The sequence below is a fragment of the Kluyvera genomosp. 1 genome (assembly GCF_001266615.1).
GTDB classification, from domain to species: Bacteria; Pseudomonadota; Gammaproteobacteria; order Enterobacterales; family Enterobacteriaceae; genus Kluyvera; species Kluyvera cryocrescens_A.
Window position 1 is genome coordinate 83507 of the sequence record NZ_LGHZ01000009.1, and the last position, 15088, is coordinate 98594.

Consider the following 15088-nt stretch of genomic DNA (forward strand, 5'->3'; position numbering starts at 1 on the left):
GGATGCTGAACGATCCCCATTTTACGGCTGAAGTCGAGCTGTCTATCGCTTTCCATGACATCGATATGATGGGCGTGGTATGGCACGGCAACTATTTCCGCTATTTTGAGATTGCACGCGAAGCGCTGCTTAACCAGTTTGATTACGGCTATCGCCAGATGAAGGCCTCCGGCTATTTGTGGCCGGTGGTCGATACCCGGGTGAAATATCGCCATGCCCTGACCTTTGAGCAGCGCATTCGCGTACGCGCCAGGGTGGAAGAATATGAAAACCGTCTGCGCATCGGCTACGAGATTTTTGATGCCGACAGCGGCCAGCGCACCACCACTGGCTACACCATTCAGGTAGCGGTAGAGGAACATAGCCGCGAACTGTGCTTCGTTAGCCCAGCGGTACTGTTTGAACGCATGGGAGTCACACCATGAAATTTCTGCCGCTGCTGGCGCTGCTGATAAGCCCCCTGGTCAATGCCCTCACGCTGGATGCGCTACAACAGCGCTTTACCGAACAACCGGTAGTGCGAGCACACTTCACGCAAACCCGTACGATCAAAGACCTGCCGCAGCCGTTACGCTCCGCAGGAAATATGCTGATCGCCCGCGATCGGGGACTGCTGTGGGATCAAACTTCACCGTTCCCAATGCAGCTGTTGCTCGATGACAAGCGCATGGTGCAGGCCATCAACGGCCAGCCGCCGCAGGTCATTACTGCCGAGAATAATCCGCAGATGTTCCAGTTTAACCACCTGCTGCGCGCGCTTTTTCAGGCCGACCGCAAAGTGCTGGAAGAGAACTTCCGCGTTGCGTTTGCCGACCTTGGCGAAGGCCGCTGGACGCTGCGCCTGACGCCGATTACCACACCGCTGGATAAGATCTTCGCCACCATCGATTTAGCCGGACAGACCTATCTCGAGACCATCCAGCTTAACGATAAACAGGGCGATCGTACCGATATCGCGCTTTCCCAACACCAACTGACACCCACACAGCTAACCGATGACGAACGCCAACGCTTTGCTGCCCAGTAAACGGCCCGCGCTGCTTTGGGGGGCCGTCTGCCTGCTGCTGTTGGCCATGCTGCTGACGCTGCTGCCCCACGCGCGGCTCAACAGCAGCGTGCTCGCGATGCTGCCCAAACAGACGTTGGGAGCCATTCCGCCGGCGCTCAACGACGGCTTCATGCAGCGCCTCGATCGGCAGTTGGTGTGGCTGGTCAGCCCCGGTAAAAAGGCCGACCCGGCCGTTGCCCGCGCCTGGCTCACCCAACTTCAGAATTCAAAACTGCTGGCGGAGGTGAAAGGCCCGATGGACGCTGCCAGCCAGCAGGCGTGGGGAACGTTCTTCTGGCAGCACCGCAACGGCCTTATCGATAACGACACTCGTGCGCGCCTTGATCACGGCGGCGAAGCGCAGGCGCAGTGGGTGCTCTCCCAACTCTATTCGGCCTTTTCAGGCGTCAGCGGCAAAGAGCTGCAAAACGATCCGCTGATGCTGACGCGCGGCGCACAGCTGGCGATGGCGAAAAGCGGCCAGCGCCTGCGGTTGATGGACGGCTGGCTGGTGACGCAGGACACAGAAGGCAACTATTGGTATCTGCTCCACGGCGAGCTGGCCGGGCAGTCATTCGATATGCAGCAAACCCACCGCCTGGTGACCACCCTCGATACGCTGGAACAGGAACTGAAAGCCCGTTATCCGCAGGCGCAGCTGCTCTCTCGCGGCACGGCGTTTTACAGCGACTACGCCAGCCAGCAGGCCAAAAAAGATATCTCCACCCTTGGCATCGTCACGGTGCTGGGTGTACTCCTGCTGATCATCGCCGTCTTCCGTTCGCTACGCCCGCTGCTGCTGTGCCTGATTTCCATCAGCATTGGCGCGCTGGCGGGTACCGTGATAACGCTGATGCTGTTCGGTGAACTGCATCTGATGACACTGGTGATGAGCATGAGCATTATCGGCATTTCTGCCGACTACACGCTCTACTATTTGACCGAGCGGATGGTGCACGGCGGCGACAGTACGCCGTGGCAAAGCCTCGCCAAAGTACGTACCGCGCTGCTGCTGGCGCTGCTGACCACCGTAGTCGCCTACCTGCTGCTGATGATCGCCCCCTTCCCCAGCATTCGCCAAATGGCACTGTTCGCGGCGGTGGGTCTCAGCGCTTCCTGCCTGACGGTGATTTTCTGGCATCCGTGGCTATGCCGGGGTCTGCCGGTACGCCCAATTCCGGCCATGGGGCTGATGCTACGCTGGCTGGCAGCATGGCGGCGCAATAAAAAACTGTCGATGGGCCTGCCGGTGGCGCTGGCGCTGTTTTCACTGGTAGGTGCAGCAATGCTGCGGGTTGATGATGATATCGCCCAGCTACAGGCGCTGCCGCAGGATATTCTGGCGCAAGAAAAAGCCATTACCGCGCTCACCGGGCAGAGCGTCGACCAGAAGTGGTTTGTGATTTACGGTCCTTCAGCACAGCAGACGCTGGAACGGCTGGAGCAATTTATCCCAGCGCTGGCACAGGCGAAGGCCGACGGATGGATTAGCGACTACCGCACTCTGCCGCTCAACTCACTTGCCCTTCAACAGCAGGACCTGGCGCGGCTAAAAGCCGCGACCCCCGCCGTCACCCGCGCCTTACAAAGTGCCGGGATCACGGCGGTAACCCCCAACCTTAATGCTATGCCGGTCACCGTCGATGCCTGGCTTACCAGCCCGGCCAGCGAAGGCTGGCGGCTGATGTGGCTTACGCAGGCTAATGGTGAAAGCGCGGTGCTGGTGCCGGTGAGCGGCGTAAAAGACAGCGCAGCACTTGGCACGCTGAGCCAGCGCTATCGCGAGGGCGTGGCATGGGTGGACAGGAAAAGCAGCTTCGATGCGCTGTTTACGCTGTATCGCCACCTGCTGACCGGGCTGCTCGGCGTGGCATTGTTCGTCATCGCCTGCGGCGCGGTGGTGCGGCTCGGCTGGCGTAGCGGGCTGAAAAGCCTCGTGCCTTCCGTGCTGTCGCTCGGCTGCGGGCTGGCGACGCTGACGCTCAGCAGCCATACCGTCAACCTGTTCTCGCTGCTGGCGCTGGTGTTGGTATTGGGGATAGGCATTAACTACACGCTATTCTTCAGTAATCCGCGCGGCACGCCGATAACCTCAATGCTGGCGATTACGTTGGCCATGCTGACGACCCTGCTGACGCTTGGGATGCTGGTCTTTAGCGCCACCCAGGCCATCAGCAGCTTCGGCATTGTGCTGGTGAGCGGGATATTCACCGCTTTCCTGCTGTCGCCGCTGGCGATGCCCGGTAAAAAGAGACAACAACGACATGATTAATTCGATATTCCACGGGCTGCAAAAGAGATTTGCGCACCGTCATTCCCGGCCAAAAGCAGCCCTTTTCGCGCTCGCCTTGACGCTAGCCGGTTGCAGCCATTCGCAGCCGGACAACGGGGCTCGTCCTCAGGCCTGGCTTGAGCCGGGCACCCGCGTGACGCTACCGAAACCCGGTATCTCACCGGCGTTTAGCTCGCAGCAGTTGCTCACCGGAAGCTTTAACGGCAATACTCAGTCGCTACTGGTGATGCTCAATGCCGATAGCCAGAAAGTCACCCTCGCCGGGCTGTCGTCGGTGGGGATTCGCCTGTTCCTCGTGACCTATGACGATAAAGGCCTGCATAGCGAACAGTCCGTGGTGATGCCGCAGCTGCCGCCAGCAAGCCAAGTGCTGGCCGATGTGATGCTGAGCCACTGGCCACTTAGCGCCTGGCTGCCGCAGCTGCCAAAAGGCTGGACGCTCATAGATATCGGCGATAAACGGGAACTGCGTAATGCCCGCGGCAAACTGATCACCGAGATAAGCTACCTGAACCGTAACGGCCAGCGCGTGCCTATTGCTATTGCGCAGCAGGTGTTTAAATACCACATCACCATTCAATATTTGGGTGACTGAGATGATTTACATTTCTGCCGTCGGCCTGATTAACGCCTTGGGCAACGATGCCAACGAGATCGCCGCCAATCTGGTACGCGGTTGCGCGCCAGGCATGCGGCCACGCGCAGGCTGGCTCCAGGGGAGTCCGCAGGCGATATTTGGCGGCGTGGATGCCGAATTGCCGCCAATCCCCGACGCGTTTAGCGCCCATCGTTCACGCAACAACCAGCTGCTGCTGGCTGCGCTAGCGCAAATCCAGCCGCAGGTGGATGACGCGATTGCCCATTTTGGCCGTGACCGCGTGGCGGTCGTGCTTGGTACTAGCACTTCCGGGTTGGACGAAGGTGATAAGCACGTCGACCGGATACTAAACGGCCACGAAAGCGCCGACTGGCACTACCCACAGCAGGAATTGGGCGATCCGTCGCGCTTTCTCAGCCACTGGCTGGCGCTGGACGGCCCGGCATTTACGCTGTCGACCGCCTGCTCCTCCAGCGCGCGGGCCATCATCAGCGGCCGTCGCTTGATTGAGGCGGGCCTTGCCGACGTGGCGATTGTCGGCGGTGCCGATACGCTAAGCCGGATGCCAATAAACGGCTTTCACAGCCTGGAATCGCTCTCCCCCACGCTGTGCCAGCCGTTTGCCCGCGATCGTCGGGGGATCACTATCGGCGAAGCCGCAGGGCTAATGCTATTGACCCGCGAACCGCAGCCCATCGCGCTGCTGGGCGTCGGCGAGTCAAGTGACGCTTACCATATTTCCGCGCCGCATCCGCTGGGTGAAGGAGCCATTCGAGCCATTGAGCAGGTGCTACGCGAGGCCAATCTCACCCCGCAGCAGGTCGGCTATATTAATCTGCACGGCACCGCTACACCGCTTAACGACCAGATCGAGTCCGGCGTGGTGCACGCGCTGTTTGGCGAAACCGTTGCTTGCAGCTCAACCAAGCATCTGACCGGACACACATTAGGCGCAGCGGGCATCACCGAAGCGGCCCTCAGCATGCTGATTTTGCAGCGCGACCTGCCGCTGCCGCCGCAGGATTTCAGCCGCTCACTGCGCGACGAAACGCTGCCACCGTGTGGAATTTTGACGACGCCGCAGCCGCTGACTCGCCCGGTAATCCTGTCCAATTCATTTGCTTTTGGCGGTAACAACGCCAGTATTTTGCTCGGGAGAGTGTCATGAGCCCCTATTTATCGCCCGGCGACTATCTGCCGCACGATGCACCGATGATGCTGCTGGATGAGGTGGTCGATGTCAGCGAAGAGACCGCCTGCTGCCGCGTGACGGTGGCGGCAAGCGGCGTATTGACACCTTTTCTCGATGCCCAGGGCGACCTGCCAGGCTGGTTCGCATTAGAGCTGATGGCGCAAACTGTCGGCGTATGGTCCGGCTGGCACCGTCATCAGCGCGGCGAAACGCACATTGCCTTAGGTATGGTGCTTAGCGCCCGCGATCTCCGCTGTGATGAAAGCCGTTTTCCCGCCGGCACTACACTCACGATAACAACGACACGGCTGATGCAGGATGCGCGTTTCGGCAGTTTTGAATGCACCATTGAGGCTGGCAGCCACCCGCTCGCCAGCGGGCGAATCAACACTTTTCAGCCGACAACGGAAGAACTTCATACTTTATTTCAACAAGGAGCGTCAGCATGAGTCGTTCAGTTTTGGTCACCGGCGCCAGCAAAGGCATTGGCCGCGCAATCGCCCTTCAGCTCGCAGCGGACGGGTTTACGATCGGTGTGCACTACCACCGCGACGCCCAAGGCGCACAACAGACGTTGGATGCGATTGTTGCCGCTGGCGGTACGGGTCGTCTGCTGGCCTTTGACGTGGCCAACCGCGCGCAGTGTCGCGAGGTGCTGGAGCACGATCTTGCCGAACAGGGTGCCTGGTATGGGGTGGTCAGTAACGCCGGGATTGCCCGTGATGCGGCATTCCCGGCGCTCAGTGACGATGATTGGGATACGGTGATTCACACTAATCTCGACAGCTTCTATAACGTGATTCAGCCGTGCATGATGCCGATGATTAGCGCCCGTCGGGGAGGACGCATCATCACCCTCTCCTCGGTCTCCGGGGTGATGGGCAATCGTGGACAGGTCAACTACAGCGCCGCCAAAGCCGGGATTATCGGTGCGACCAAAGCGCTGGCAATTGAGCTGGCTAAACGCAAAATCACCGTTAACTGCATCGCTCCGGGGCTGATTGATACCGGTATGATTGAGATGGAAGACAGTGCTCAGAAAGAGGCGATGGCGATGATTCCGATGAAGCGCATGGGTCAGGCGGAGGAAGTCGCCGGGCTTGCCAGCTATTTGATGTCGGATATTGCAGGCTATGTGACGCGTCAGGTGATTTCCATCAACGGAGGGATGCTATGACGCGCCGCGTGGTGATTACCGGCATGGGCGGCGTTACCGCCTTTGGCAATAGCTGGTCGGCCGTTTCCGACAGATTGCTGGCGTATGAGAATGCGGTCCGCACAATGCCGGAGTGGCAGATTTATGACGGGCTACAGACCCTACTTGCCGCACCGATTGATAACTTTACCCTGCCGGACCATTACACCCGTAAGCGCATTCGTGCCATGGGCCGTGTTTCCCGACTCGCTACCCGCGCCACCGAATTGGCGCTGGATCAGGCCGGGCTGCTTGACGACCCGCTGCTGACCGGTGGCGATACCGGAATTGCCTACGGCTCTTCGACGGGCAGCACCGATTCGGTAAGCGAGTTTGCCACCATGCTGACTGAAAAACACACTCGCAACATTACCGGCACCACCTATGTGCAGATGATGCCGCACACCGCAGCGGTCAATACCGGTTTATTTTTCGGCCTACGCGGCCGGGTGATCCCGACCTCCAGCGCCTGCACCTCCGGCAGCCAGGCCATCGGCTATGCTTGGGAGGCCATTCGCCACGGCTATCAAACCATTATGGTCGCCGGCGGCGCGGAAGAGCTGTGCCCTTCGGAAGCGGCGGTCTTTGATACTCTCTTCGCCACCAGCCAGCGCAACGACGCGCCAAAAACCACGCCAGCCCCGTTTGATGTCGCACGCGATGGTCTGGTGATTGGCGAAGGTGCGGGCACGCTGATTCTCGAAGAACTGGAGCACGCCAGGGCGCGCGGGGCAACGATCTACGGCGAGATTGTTGGCTTTGCCACCAACTGCGATGCCGCACATATCACCCAGCCGCAGCGTGAAACCATGCAAATTTGTATGGAACAGTCGCTGAAAATGGCGGGATTAAGCGCACGGGATATGGGCTATATTTCCGCGCACGGCACGGCGACCGATCGCGGCGACATTGCGGAAAGTCAGGCGACGGCGGCGATTTACGGCGAAAACGTGCCGATCTCATCGCTGAAAAGCTACTTCGGCCATACTCTCGGAGCCTGTGGCGCGCTGGAGGCCTGGATGAGCCTGCAAATGATGCGTGAAGGCTGGTTTGCCCCCACGCTCAACCTCCGCCAGCCGGATGAACAGTGCGGCGCGCTGGATTACATCATTAGCGAGGCCCGGCGAATTGACTGCGAGTTTCTGCAAAGCAACAACTTTGCCTTTGGCGGCATCAACACCTCGCTCGTCATTCGGCGCTGGCCGTAAGATGTACCGGCTTTTCCTCGGCAAAATCTCTCAGCTCAGCGGCGGCCAACTGCCGCCTGCTGTTGCCGCCCTCGCCCCCACGGGGCCAGGACGCGCTGGCTGGCTTGCCGGCCGCGTCCTGCTTTCGCAGGCGATTTCGCCTCTGCCGGAGATAGTGTATGGGGCACTGGGGAAACCGGCGTTCCCAGTGGGTAGCGGGCTTTGGTTTAACCTCAGCCACAGCGGCGATGAGATTGCGCTGTTACTCAGTGATGAAGGAGACGTCGGCTGCGATATTGAAGCGATACGCCCACGAAAAAACTGGCCAGCACTGGTTGAATCCCTGTTTACCCCCGCCGAGCAGGCGTACATCGCAGCCGAAGAATCTGAACGCCAACTCGCCGCCTTCTGGCGCATCTGGACGCGTAAAGAAGCCATCATTAAACAGCGCGGTGGCAGCGTCTGGCAGATGGCGGACGTGCAGAGCACCTGCGGCGAAGGCCAGTTTATTGCCGATAATATCATTAATGGACTGAGTATCGCCGTTTGCACCCCCACGCGCTGTCATTTGGATGACATTATTCATCTGTTACAGTGAGTGTCTAAAATAATTTTTCGGGTGATTATTTAGCCCGTCACAATAACCTGATAAAATACGCTGAGGGATAATCCGCGGGAAAATACATTAGGATTTCTCTCAGTTCACGATAGCATTAAACCAGTCGTTTATATTAATAATGCGAATTGTGAAAGCATAAAAAACAGGTTATCAGCGAACGTGCCGCATATATGATATTTTGACTCAAGTCATTTTTTAATTTATTTTTCTCACCCACCTTCAATATTGATTTTGGTCAACATCACGCCTGCGCTTAAATAGCATTTTATGCACCTATTATTTTTTAGGGTGAATCCGGCGTTGGTATTAAGACTTGAACAAATGTTCTCCAGGCCTTCCAGCCTGTGGGGATGGCTGATGTGCAATGCGTTAAATGGTATCGCTATCGTGTTGTGCTTTGGCTTTATCAGTTCCCTGATTGGCATCAGAGAGCATGTGTGGCATTTGGTTGTAACCCTATCGATAATTGCCTCAACTTTTTATAGCGCCAACTATTATTCCGCCCTCGAATCGCGAAATGATAAGCGTCGGTATTTCCTTTTGGCATGGGTCATTCTCTCCATCGGCTTAAATTTCATTCATGTCTGGGGTAATTAATCCCGCTCATTCATACCATTACTCATTACAGGAAGGCGAATAAATTGACTCTGCCGGTGATACTCAATCACATCAATAACCATAAATTACTGTCGGCCATACTGCTGGCCGTTTTCGTCACCCTGGTCATGGTATTAACGCCGGTGATCAATAAGTTACTCGGAAAATCCTAAGACCTCGAATCATAGAGGTGTTGCCGGAAATGCCTCGCCGGCAGCACCTCGCTCATCGTCAATCGACGCTAACACTATCCCATCCTGACGGGTTAACGCCTGCCATCTTTACGGCACTCAGGGCCGCGGGCCAAACATCTCCACCAGCTGTTTTTCGTCCGGCATGCCGACGACCTGCTGTAGCTCATTGTTGGCATTCATATAGTAAATTGCCGGCGTGGCATTCGCACCGAGGTCATCCATCAGCTTTTGATGGTGCTGGAGCAAATTAAACGTCGCACGTGGCGTGGTGCCTTCAAAATGCGGCAACTTCTTGCCGCCGGACAATTCATAGTCCCGCCACGCGGCCACCGGATCCGCAGCGTTGAGAATTGCCGTCGCGTAGCGTCCGCTTTTCGGATTCAAAAACGCCACCATTAACGTATTGAGCTGCACTTTCCCCGCGGCCACCCACGGCTGAGCGGCCGACCAGAATGCTTTACAGTAAGGGCAGAACGGATCGGCAAACACGAACACTTTACGCGCGGCGGTATCGGGTCCCTCTTTCAACGGCTGCGTCGCATTGAGGGTTTTCCACATTTCTCTGCCAAGCGGTATATAGATTTGCTCTTTGAAATAACCTTCGCTGAGATTCTTTCCCTGCGCGTCATAGAGATAACCGGAAATCACATGCTGGCCATCGGGCGTCAGGAAAAGATTTACCCCCATATCCTGATACTGCCCAACCCAGCTTTTGACGCCGCCGGGCGCTTCGACGGCTTTAACATCCGTAATATTCTGCTGCTCGCTGAAGCGCTTAATAATGTCGGGGACCGCATCCTGCGCGTGTGCCAGAACCGGAGCTATCATTAACGCCGCTAACATCATACGTTTCATCATCACACCTCATAAAACGGGGGCAAAATCCCCCGAGTACCGATTTACTGTTTTTTCAGCGCATCGCTGACCATAGCATCAAACTGTTCGAAGGGAACCCAGCCCGCCAGTAGTTCATTGCCAATCAGCGTGGCGGGCGTGCCCTGAATGCCGAGCTGCTGCGCCAGCGCGAGACTTTTTTTGATGATCTCGACGCTTTGACTGTCCGGCTCATCCACTACCACGCCAGCTTTCTTTTTCGCCGCCGTGATGCTGGCATCGTCGTGATAGCCTTTTTTCACCATCAGAATGTCATTGAACTTGATGAACTGCTGCGGATGCGTTCGCCATACGGTCAACGCATCGCGAGCGGCGGTCACCGAGCTTTCTGAGCGGTACGGCAGGAATTTAAAAATAACGGCCACATCGGGATATTTGGCGACGATCTTTTCCAGATACGGATCGAGCTTCTTGCAATAAGGGCAGTTGTAGTCGGTAAAGACCACCAGCGTCAGCCGGGGATGTTCAGCCCCCATACGCGGTGAATTCGGATCGCGAAACAGAAAGTCAGCATTATCGGCAATCACTTTGTTAACCCTCTGCTGATTGGCCTGCACATCCTGCTGATCGAGCTTTTCTGCCGCAGCCGCTAAAATCTCCGGATGTTTGAGCAGCGTTTCCTGCACCAGTTGTTGTACCCGAGCCTCCTGTGCCGCCGTCAGTGCGGGCGCGGCAAACGCCGGGAGGGAAGCCGCAAACAGAAATAGTGAGAGAAGTGTTTTGTTCATTGTTAATTAACCTTTGGCATTCTTGAGGGTGTCCAGGACGGTACGTTTGTCGAGCAGCGGCGGCAGCATGTCGCCGTCCATGAGCCCTGGCCCATAAATTTGATTGAAGGGGATCGCGTAGCTATTTCTTTTTTGCAGAAACGCCGTGATGAGCTCGGAAGGTTGGCTCCAGTCGCCGCGCAGTGCCACCACATCCGGCTGGCTCAGGGCCGCGATAACCTCCGGTTGGTTAAGCACCCGATGTTCGTTCACTTTGCAGGTCACGCACCAGTCGGCAGAGATATCGACAAATACGCGTTTTCCTTCCGCCTGCGCGCGAGTAATGGCCTCTTCGCTGAGCGGTTGCCAGGCAATGTGCTGGCTGGCCGCAAGAGCAGAGGTACTGGCGTTATCCTGCAATAGCCCGCGTAGTTGATAGCCACCAAAGGCCGCCAGCACAATCACCACTAGCCAGAATAGCGGCGCCGCACGTTTTCCGCTGGCGATGAAGGCAATAAGTGCAACCGCCGTCAGGGAAAGGGTGATAATGCCTGCCAATGCACTTCCCAGATGCGCACTCAGAAGCGAGGCCAGCCAAAGGCTGGAGCCCAGCAGCATCATCGCCAGCACAACCTTGAGCGTATTCATCCACGGGCCGGGACGTGGCAGCAGCAGTGCCGTTTTCGGCACCAGCGCCACAAACAACCACGGCAGCGCCATGCCCAATCCCAGCATCAGGAAAATGAGCCACAGATACGCCAGCGGTGCCGCCAGGGCGAAGGCGACGGCGGTGCCGAGAAACGGTGCCGAGCACGGCGTCGCCAGCAGCGTGGCGAAAACACCCTCAAAGAAGCTCCCCGCTAACCCGTTGCCCCCCGCTGTCGCCATTCGCCCACTTAGCGATGCGGGCAACAGCATTTCAAACAAGCCAAACAGATTCATGGCAAAGATGAAGGTAACAGCCACCATCAGGCCAATAAACCACGGGTTCTGAAACTGAATCCCCCACCCCAGCGACGCGCCGGCGAGCTTCAAGCCGGTGAGCATCGCGGCAAGCAGCGCGAACGAAGTCAGAATCCCGGCGCTGGTCGCCAGAAAGCGCAGGCGAATACGGGTTTTATCAGTCCCGGAATGGAGCACTGAATTGAGCTTCATGCCCATCACCGGCAGTACGCACGGCATCAGGTTTAAGATAAGCCCACCCAGCAGCGCAAACAGCAGCATCTGAGCAAAACCTGCAGACGTCGTATCCAGCATTGGCAATGCCGCCTGGTCAGCCCCCACGGTGAGCGTCGTCTGCTGAGCCTTTCCCTGATTAGTCAGGACGAAGGAGAGCGTTTTGCCCGCCAGCGTTGTTGCCTTTTCACCCCATTCATCGGTGACCGGCGCGGTTACTACCAGCTCCGCGCCGCTGCTTTTCAGCGTCGGGTCGCCGGGAATGATGTCGCCGTCTAAAGGATCAAAATAAATTTGCGCATCGCGCCATTCGCCTACCGTCGTGCCGGTAATTACCAAATCGCTCCCCGCCAGGTGCGCACGAAGATCGCTTGAGATCCCGCTTTCCGCAGGGATAGTTCGCATAGCCTGCTCAAACGCGTCCTGAAAATGGGTATCCACCGACTGATTAAAATCCAGATGCAGCGGATAGTCCGTTAACAAGCAAACGTTGCTACAGGTAGAGAGCGTCAGCGTGCCATCCAGCGTATCGCTTTGCCCATCGGTGATAATCATTGGGATAACCACCTGCTTGTGGTAGCCCTGTGTGGTCAGCCCGGAGATATCAAACCGCGAGGGCACCGGCCAATACCATTGTGCCTTCTCACCGTTATGCCAGTGAATTTCAGGCGCAACGCCCCCTTCTCCCGGTGAACGCCAGTAGGTTTTCCATCCCGACTGCAGTTCAACGGTGAGTAATCCGTAAAGCTTGTTTTCGTCTCGTTCAGCCTGGAAACGTATCCGGGCGTGATCGTTTTGGGGTGACGTGAGCCACCCGGTATCTGCCGCTTGGGCCATGCCCATGCACGACAGCAACAGGAGGACCAGGCCCCTGAAGATATTCAGCATGTGTTTTCTCCGTAAATTGAATAAGTCATCGCGTTAACGATGATTATTCATTCCCGGAAGACGCAATTTTGCAGATGGATCCGTAGCGTTGGCGGCCGGACAGGGACGTCTCGAAAGACGAACGTGCGTTGCTCAGTCAATCGCTGAAGCAGGGCCAGGAAGAGAATGACGGCGGCCAGTGCGCCATCAAAGAAGACAGGTTGGGTACACAGCAGCGAGCTGGCGCTCAACTGACACGGTGAAGGACCGGCGGACGCATCATCGGGGGCTGGTGTGGTCAGCATTTGCGCAGAGTTAGCGGCTTGCTGGAAAAAATGGTGCAGATAGACCGCCCGCTGAACCATACAAATAAGCATGGCAAGGCAGGTCAGTATCAACAACCCTTTCGCAAGACGCTGACGATTACGCATAATTTCCCAGACAATTCAGAACAGCCGAATCATAAACAATACAAATCTATGTGCAAGGTGTTCCTTGTAAGGTTTTGTCTGCGTCTGGCCAGTGGAGAGAGTGCCTGACGAATTCTATAGTTAGAAGCATCTCCCATACAAAGGCGGCAAACCTGATGAGATCGGTACTTCTCCGCCTTGACTTATTGCTCATCGTCGCCTGGAGTACGGGCGCCATGGCCGCCGACGGTCATCGCATCAAACAGCGCGCCGATGCGGTGCTGACATTGATGAGCTTTATGATTGTGCCGGATATCACCGCCAGCGATCTCAACATAGGTTCTGGATCTGACGACAAGAGTGAGCTGGCCATCACCCAGTTTGGCGGCGGTGCCACGATGGGAGAATCTTTTCCGCTCTATCTCGAAGGGGCATTGGGCTACAGCCGCTACGACCCGCAGTTCGTCATTAGCGATGGTAGCCAGAGCCGACGTATTCCCACCAAATGGAACAGCCTCACCACCACCGGCGGTATCGGCTGGGACTTCAACCTGCATCGTGACCGTTGGGGCGGTAACCTGGTGTTGCGTCCTATTGCCAATGTGATGCTCGGTACTATGGCCAGCGACCTGCGGATCGGGGCCTGGGTACTTGAGCGGCATCAAAATGCCGATTACGACTTTCTCGATGGCGGCAGGCTCAATGCCTACGGACTCGGCGGTTCACTGATGCTCGACTACGAGCTTCTCTCGCCAAAACAGGATATTGATGTTGAGCTGCGCTATACCGGAATGAGCCTGCAAACCTTTGGCAACACCGCCAGCGCCGTGAGCGGCAGCGCCAGCGCGCAAAACCTTGGGCTGTATCTGCGCCGCCGTGCGCCCATTTTCGACTGGACACTGCTCAAAAGCCCGGTGCGTTACGTACTGGAAGGCGCGCATACCGAATATCTTGGCGACCAACGAGGAAAACTGGGCTTCAATAGTCTGAGTTCAGTGGGCATTGGGCTTGAGCTGGACAGCAGCAAATATCCGGTTTTTATCACCCGCACCCGACTGGTGGCGCGCTATATGTTCGGCAACGGCACCGAAGGGTACGGCGTGGGGCTGGCCATGAGTTTTTAGCCCCGCTCTGCGCTGCCGGCATGCCCAATGCTTCCGGCAGCGATGTGATGATTACTTCAACAATTCGCGGTACTGAGATTCGTACTGTGGCGCGTTCCACACACCATCAAACACGGTATAGGTGATATAGCCTTTGTTGAGCCAACCGGAGTCGGTGTCGTCGAGGGTTGGTTTAAGCGCATCCGGGTTCATCGTCTGTACGGCAGTGCCATCTTTTTGCAGATCGTAGCCAATCTGCGGCACCGGGAAACGTTCGTTATCGATGTAGTGAACCCCTTTGATGTCGGCCTTCGCCAGCGCAGGATAATTGATGCTCAGCCCACTGCCTTCCGGCAGCAGCGGCTTGCCAGCAACGCGTTTGGCGTTCAGTTTGTCCACCACGCCCACCACATAATCCACCGACTCAGGCCAGTATTTGTGCGTGCTTGGCCAGTGATTTTTCATCTCTTCTTCACTGAACACGTAGCCAATGCTGGCGGCGATGGCCGGAACACCGTAGCGCACTGCGCGAGCGGCGGCACTGACGGTACCGGAGTTCACCTGCGCCATGCCGGTATTCGGCCCATCATTTACACCGGAAATCACCAGATCCGGCGCAGCATCTTTTAATAATCCCCGCAGGCCAAAGTCGACGGAATCGGCAGGCGTGCCGGGGAAGCAGTAGCGTTTTTCCGCGACCTTTTTCACATCAAACGTCTTTCCGGTTTTAAAGGTAATCGCCGAGCCGATACCGCTCTGATTAGTGGCTGGTGCGACCATCCACACGTCGTACCCTTTGGCAGCGAGCTTATCCTGCAGCGAGGTACTGCCCGGTGATTCACAGCCATCGTCGTTGACGATCAGAATTTTCAGCGGTGCATGACCGGCCTGAACAGAAAACGCGAGCAGTGCGAAAAGCGAGGCGACAATTTTGAAGAACATCATGGTTATTCCTTCTGAGTTATTTTTAACCAGTTTTAAAAGCAAAAAAAAAACCTAAGACATTCG

16 protein-coding genes are annotated in these 15088 nt (G+C 56.9%); 11 read left to right on the top strand and 5 right to left on the bottom strand.

Annotation, left to right across the window (positions count from 1 at the left end; translation table 11 throughout):
- Positions 1–2 precede the first annotated feature (2 nt).
- From KP80_RS05985 to KP80_RS23295, 10 genes are all read left to right on the top strand, one after another.
- Entirely contained in the window at positions 3–425 is a 423-nt protein-coding gene (locus KP80_RS05985; protein WP_052282681.1) for an acyl-CoA thioesterase, read from the top strand.
- Positions 422–1027, top strand: coding sequence for a LolA family protein (locus KP80_RS05990; RefSeq protein WP_052282682.1), 606 nt, complete (start codon positions 422–424; stop codon positions 1025–1027). Before KP80_RS05985 ends, KP80_RS05990 begins: the two co-directional genes overlap by 4 nt.
- Entirely contained in the window at positions 996–3320 is a 2325-nt protein-coding gene (locus KP80_RS05995) for an MMPL family transporter (RefSeq protein ID WP_052282683.1), read from the top strand. Before KP80_RS05990 ends, KP80_RS05995 begins: the two co-directional genes overlap by 32 nt.
- Positions 3313–3936, top strand: coding sequence for a DUF3261 domain-containing protein (locus KP80_RS06000; protein WP_082221715.1), 624 nt, complete (start codon positions 3313–3315; stop codon positions 3934–3936). The genes KP80_RS05995 and KP80_RS06000 overlap by 8 nt, the downstream gene beginning before the upstream one ends.
- A gap of 1 nt (position 3937) precedes the next feature.
- Positions 3938–5107: a beta-ketoacyl-[acyl-carrier-protein] synthase family protein gene (locus KP80_RS06005; protein WP_052282697.1), complete on the top strand. Its 1170-nt coding sequence runs from the start codon at positions 3938–3940 to the stop codon at positions 5105–5107.
- Complete coding sequence (locus KP80_RS06010; RefSeq protein ID WP_052282684.1) at positions 5104–5580, top strand: 3-hydroxy-fatty acyl-ACP dehydratase; 477 nt, start codon at positions 5104–5106, stop codon at positions 5578–5580. Before KP80_RS06005 ends, KP80_RS06010 begins: the two co-directional genes overlap by 4 nt.
- A complete protein-coding gene (locus KP80_RS06015; protein ID WP_052282685.1) occupies positions 5577–6308 on the top strand; it encodes a 3-ketoacyl-ACP reductase FabG2 in 732 nt (243 codons plus the stop codon). The genes KP80_RS06010 and KP80_RS06015 overlap by 4 nt, the downstream gene beginning before the upstream one ends.
- Entirely contained in the window at positions 6305–7534 is a 1230-nt protein-coding gene (locus KP80_RS06020) for a beta-ketoacyl-ACP synthase (RefSeq protein ID WP_052282686.1), read from the top strand. The genes KP80_RS06015 and KP80_RS06020 overlap by 4 nt, the downstream gene beginning before the upstream one ends.
- A 1-nt stretch (position 7535) precedes the next feature.
- Positions 7536–8111, top strand: coding sequence for a 4'-phosphopantetheinyl transferase AcpT (gene acpT / locus KP80_RS06025; protein ID WP_052282687.1), 576 nt, complete (start codon positions 7536–7538; stop codon positions 8109–8111).
- A gap of 378 nt (positions 8112–8489) precedes the next feature.
- A complete protein-coding gene (locus KP80_RS23295) occupies positions 8490–8729 on the top strand; it encodes a hypothetical protein (RefSeq protein ID WP_072129054.1) in 240 nt (79 codons plus the stop codon).
- A 290-nt stretch (positions 8730–9019) separates the two neighbouring features.
- Here the strand turns inward: KP80_RS23295 and dsbG are convergent, their stop codons facing one another.
- The 4 genes from dsbG to KP80_RS06045 are packed head-to-tail and all read right to left on the bottom strand — an operon-like array spanning position 9020 to position 12998.
- Positions 9020–9781 (bottom strand): thiol:disulfide interchange protein DsbG, encoded by a 762-nt coding sequence (gene dsbG / locus KP80_RS06030; RefSeq protein ID WP_052282688.1) that lies wholly within the window; start codon positions 9779–9781, stop codon positions 9020–9022.
- Positions 9782–9822: 41 nt separating this feature from the next.
- Positions 9823–10545, bottom strand: a complete 723-nt coding sequence (locus KP80_RS06035; RefSeq protein WP_052282689.1) for a DsbA family protein — start codon at positions 10543–10545, stop codon at positions 9823–9825.
- 6 nt (positions 10546–10551) lie between these two features.
- Positions 10552–12588, bottom strand: coding sequence for a protein-disulfide reductase DsbD family protein (locus tag KP80_RS06040; RefSeq protein WP_052282690.1), 2037 nt, complete (start codon positions 12586–12588; stop codon positions 10552–10554).
- Between the two features lie 47 nt (positions 12589–12635).
- Positions 12636–12998, bottom strand: a complete 363-nt coding sequence (locus KP80_RS06045; RefSeq protein WP_052282691.1) for a hypothetical protein — start codon at positions 12996–12998, stop codon at positions 12636–12638.
- Positions 12999–13153: 155 nt separating this feature from the next.
- On the opposite strand from KP80_RS06045, the gene KP80_RS06050 reads away from it, so the two are divergent.
- Positions 13154–14101 carry a hypothetical protein gene (locus KP80_RS06050; protein ID WP_052282692.1) on the top strand — a complete coding sequence of 316 codons (948 nt, stop codon included), beginning with the start codon at positions 13154–13156 and terminating at the stop codon, positions 14099–14101.
- A gap of 51 nt (positions 14102–14152) precedes the next feature.
- Here the strand turns inward: KP80_RS06050 and surE are convergent, their stop codons facing one another.
- Complete coding sequence (surE, locus tag KP80_RS06055) at positions 14153–15025, bottom strand: 5'/3'-nucleotidase SurE (protein ID WP_419772952.1); 873 nt, start codon at positions 15023–15025, stop codon at positions 14153–14155.
- Positions 15026–15088 lie beyond the last annotated feature (63 nt).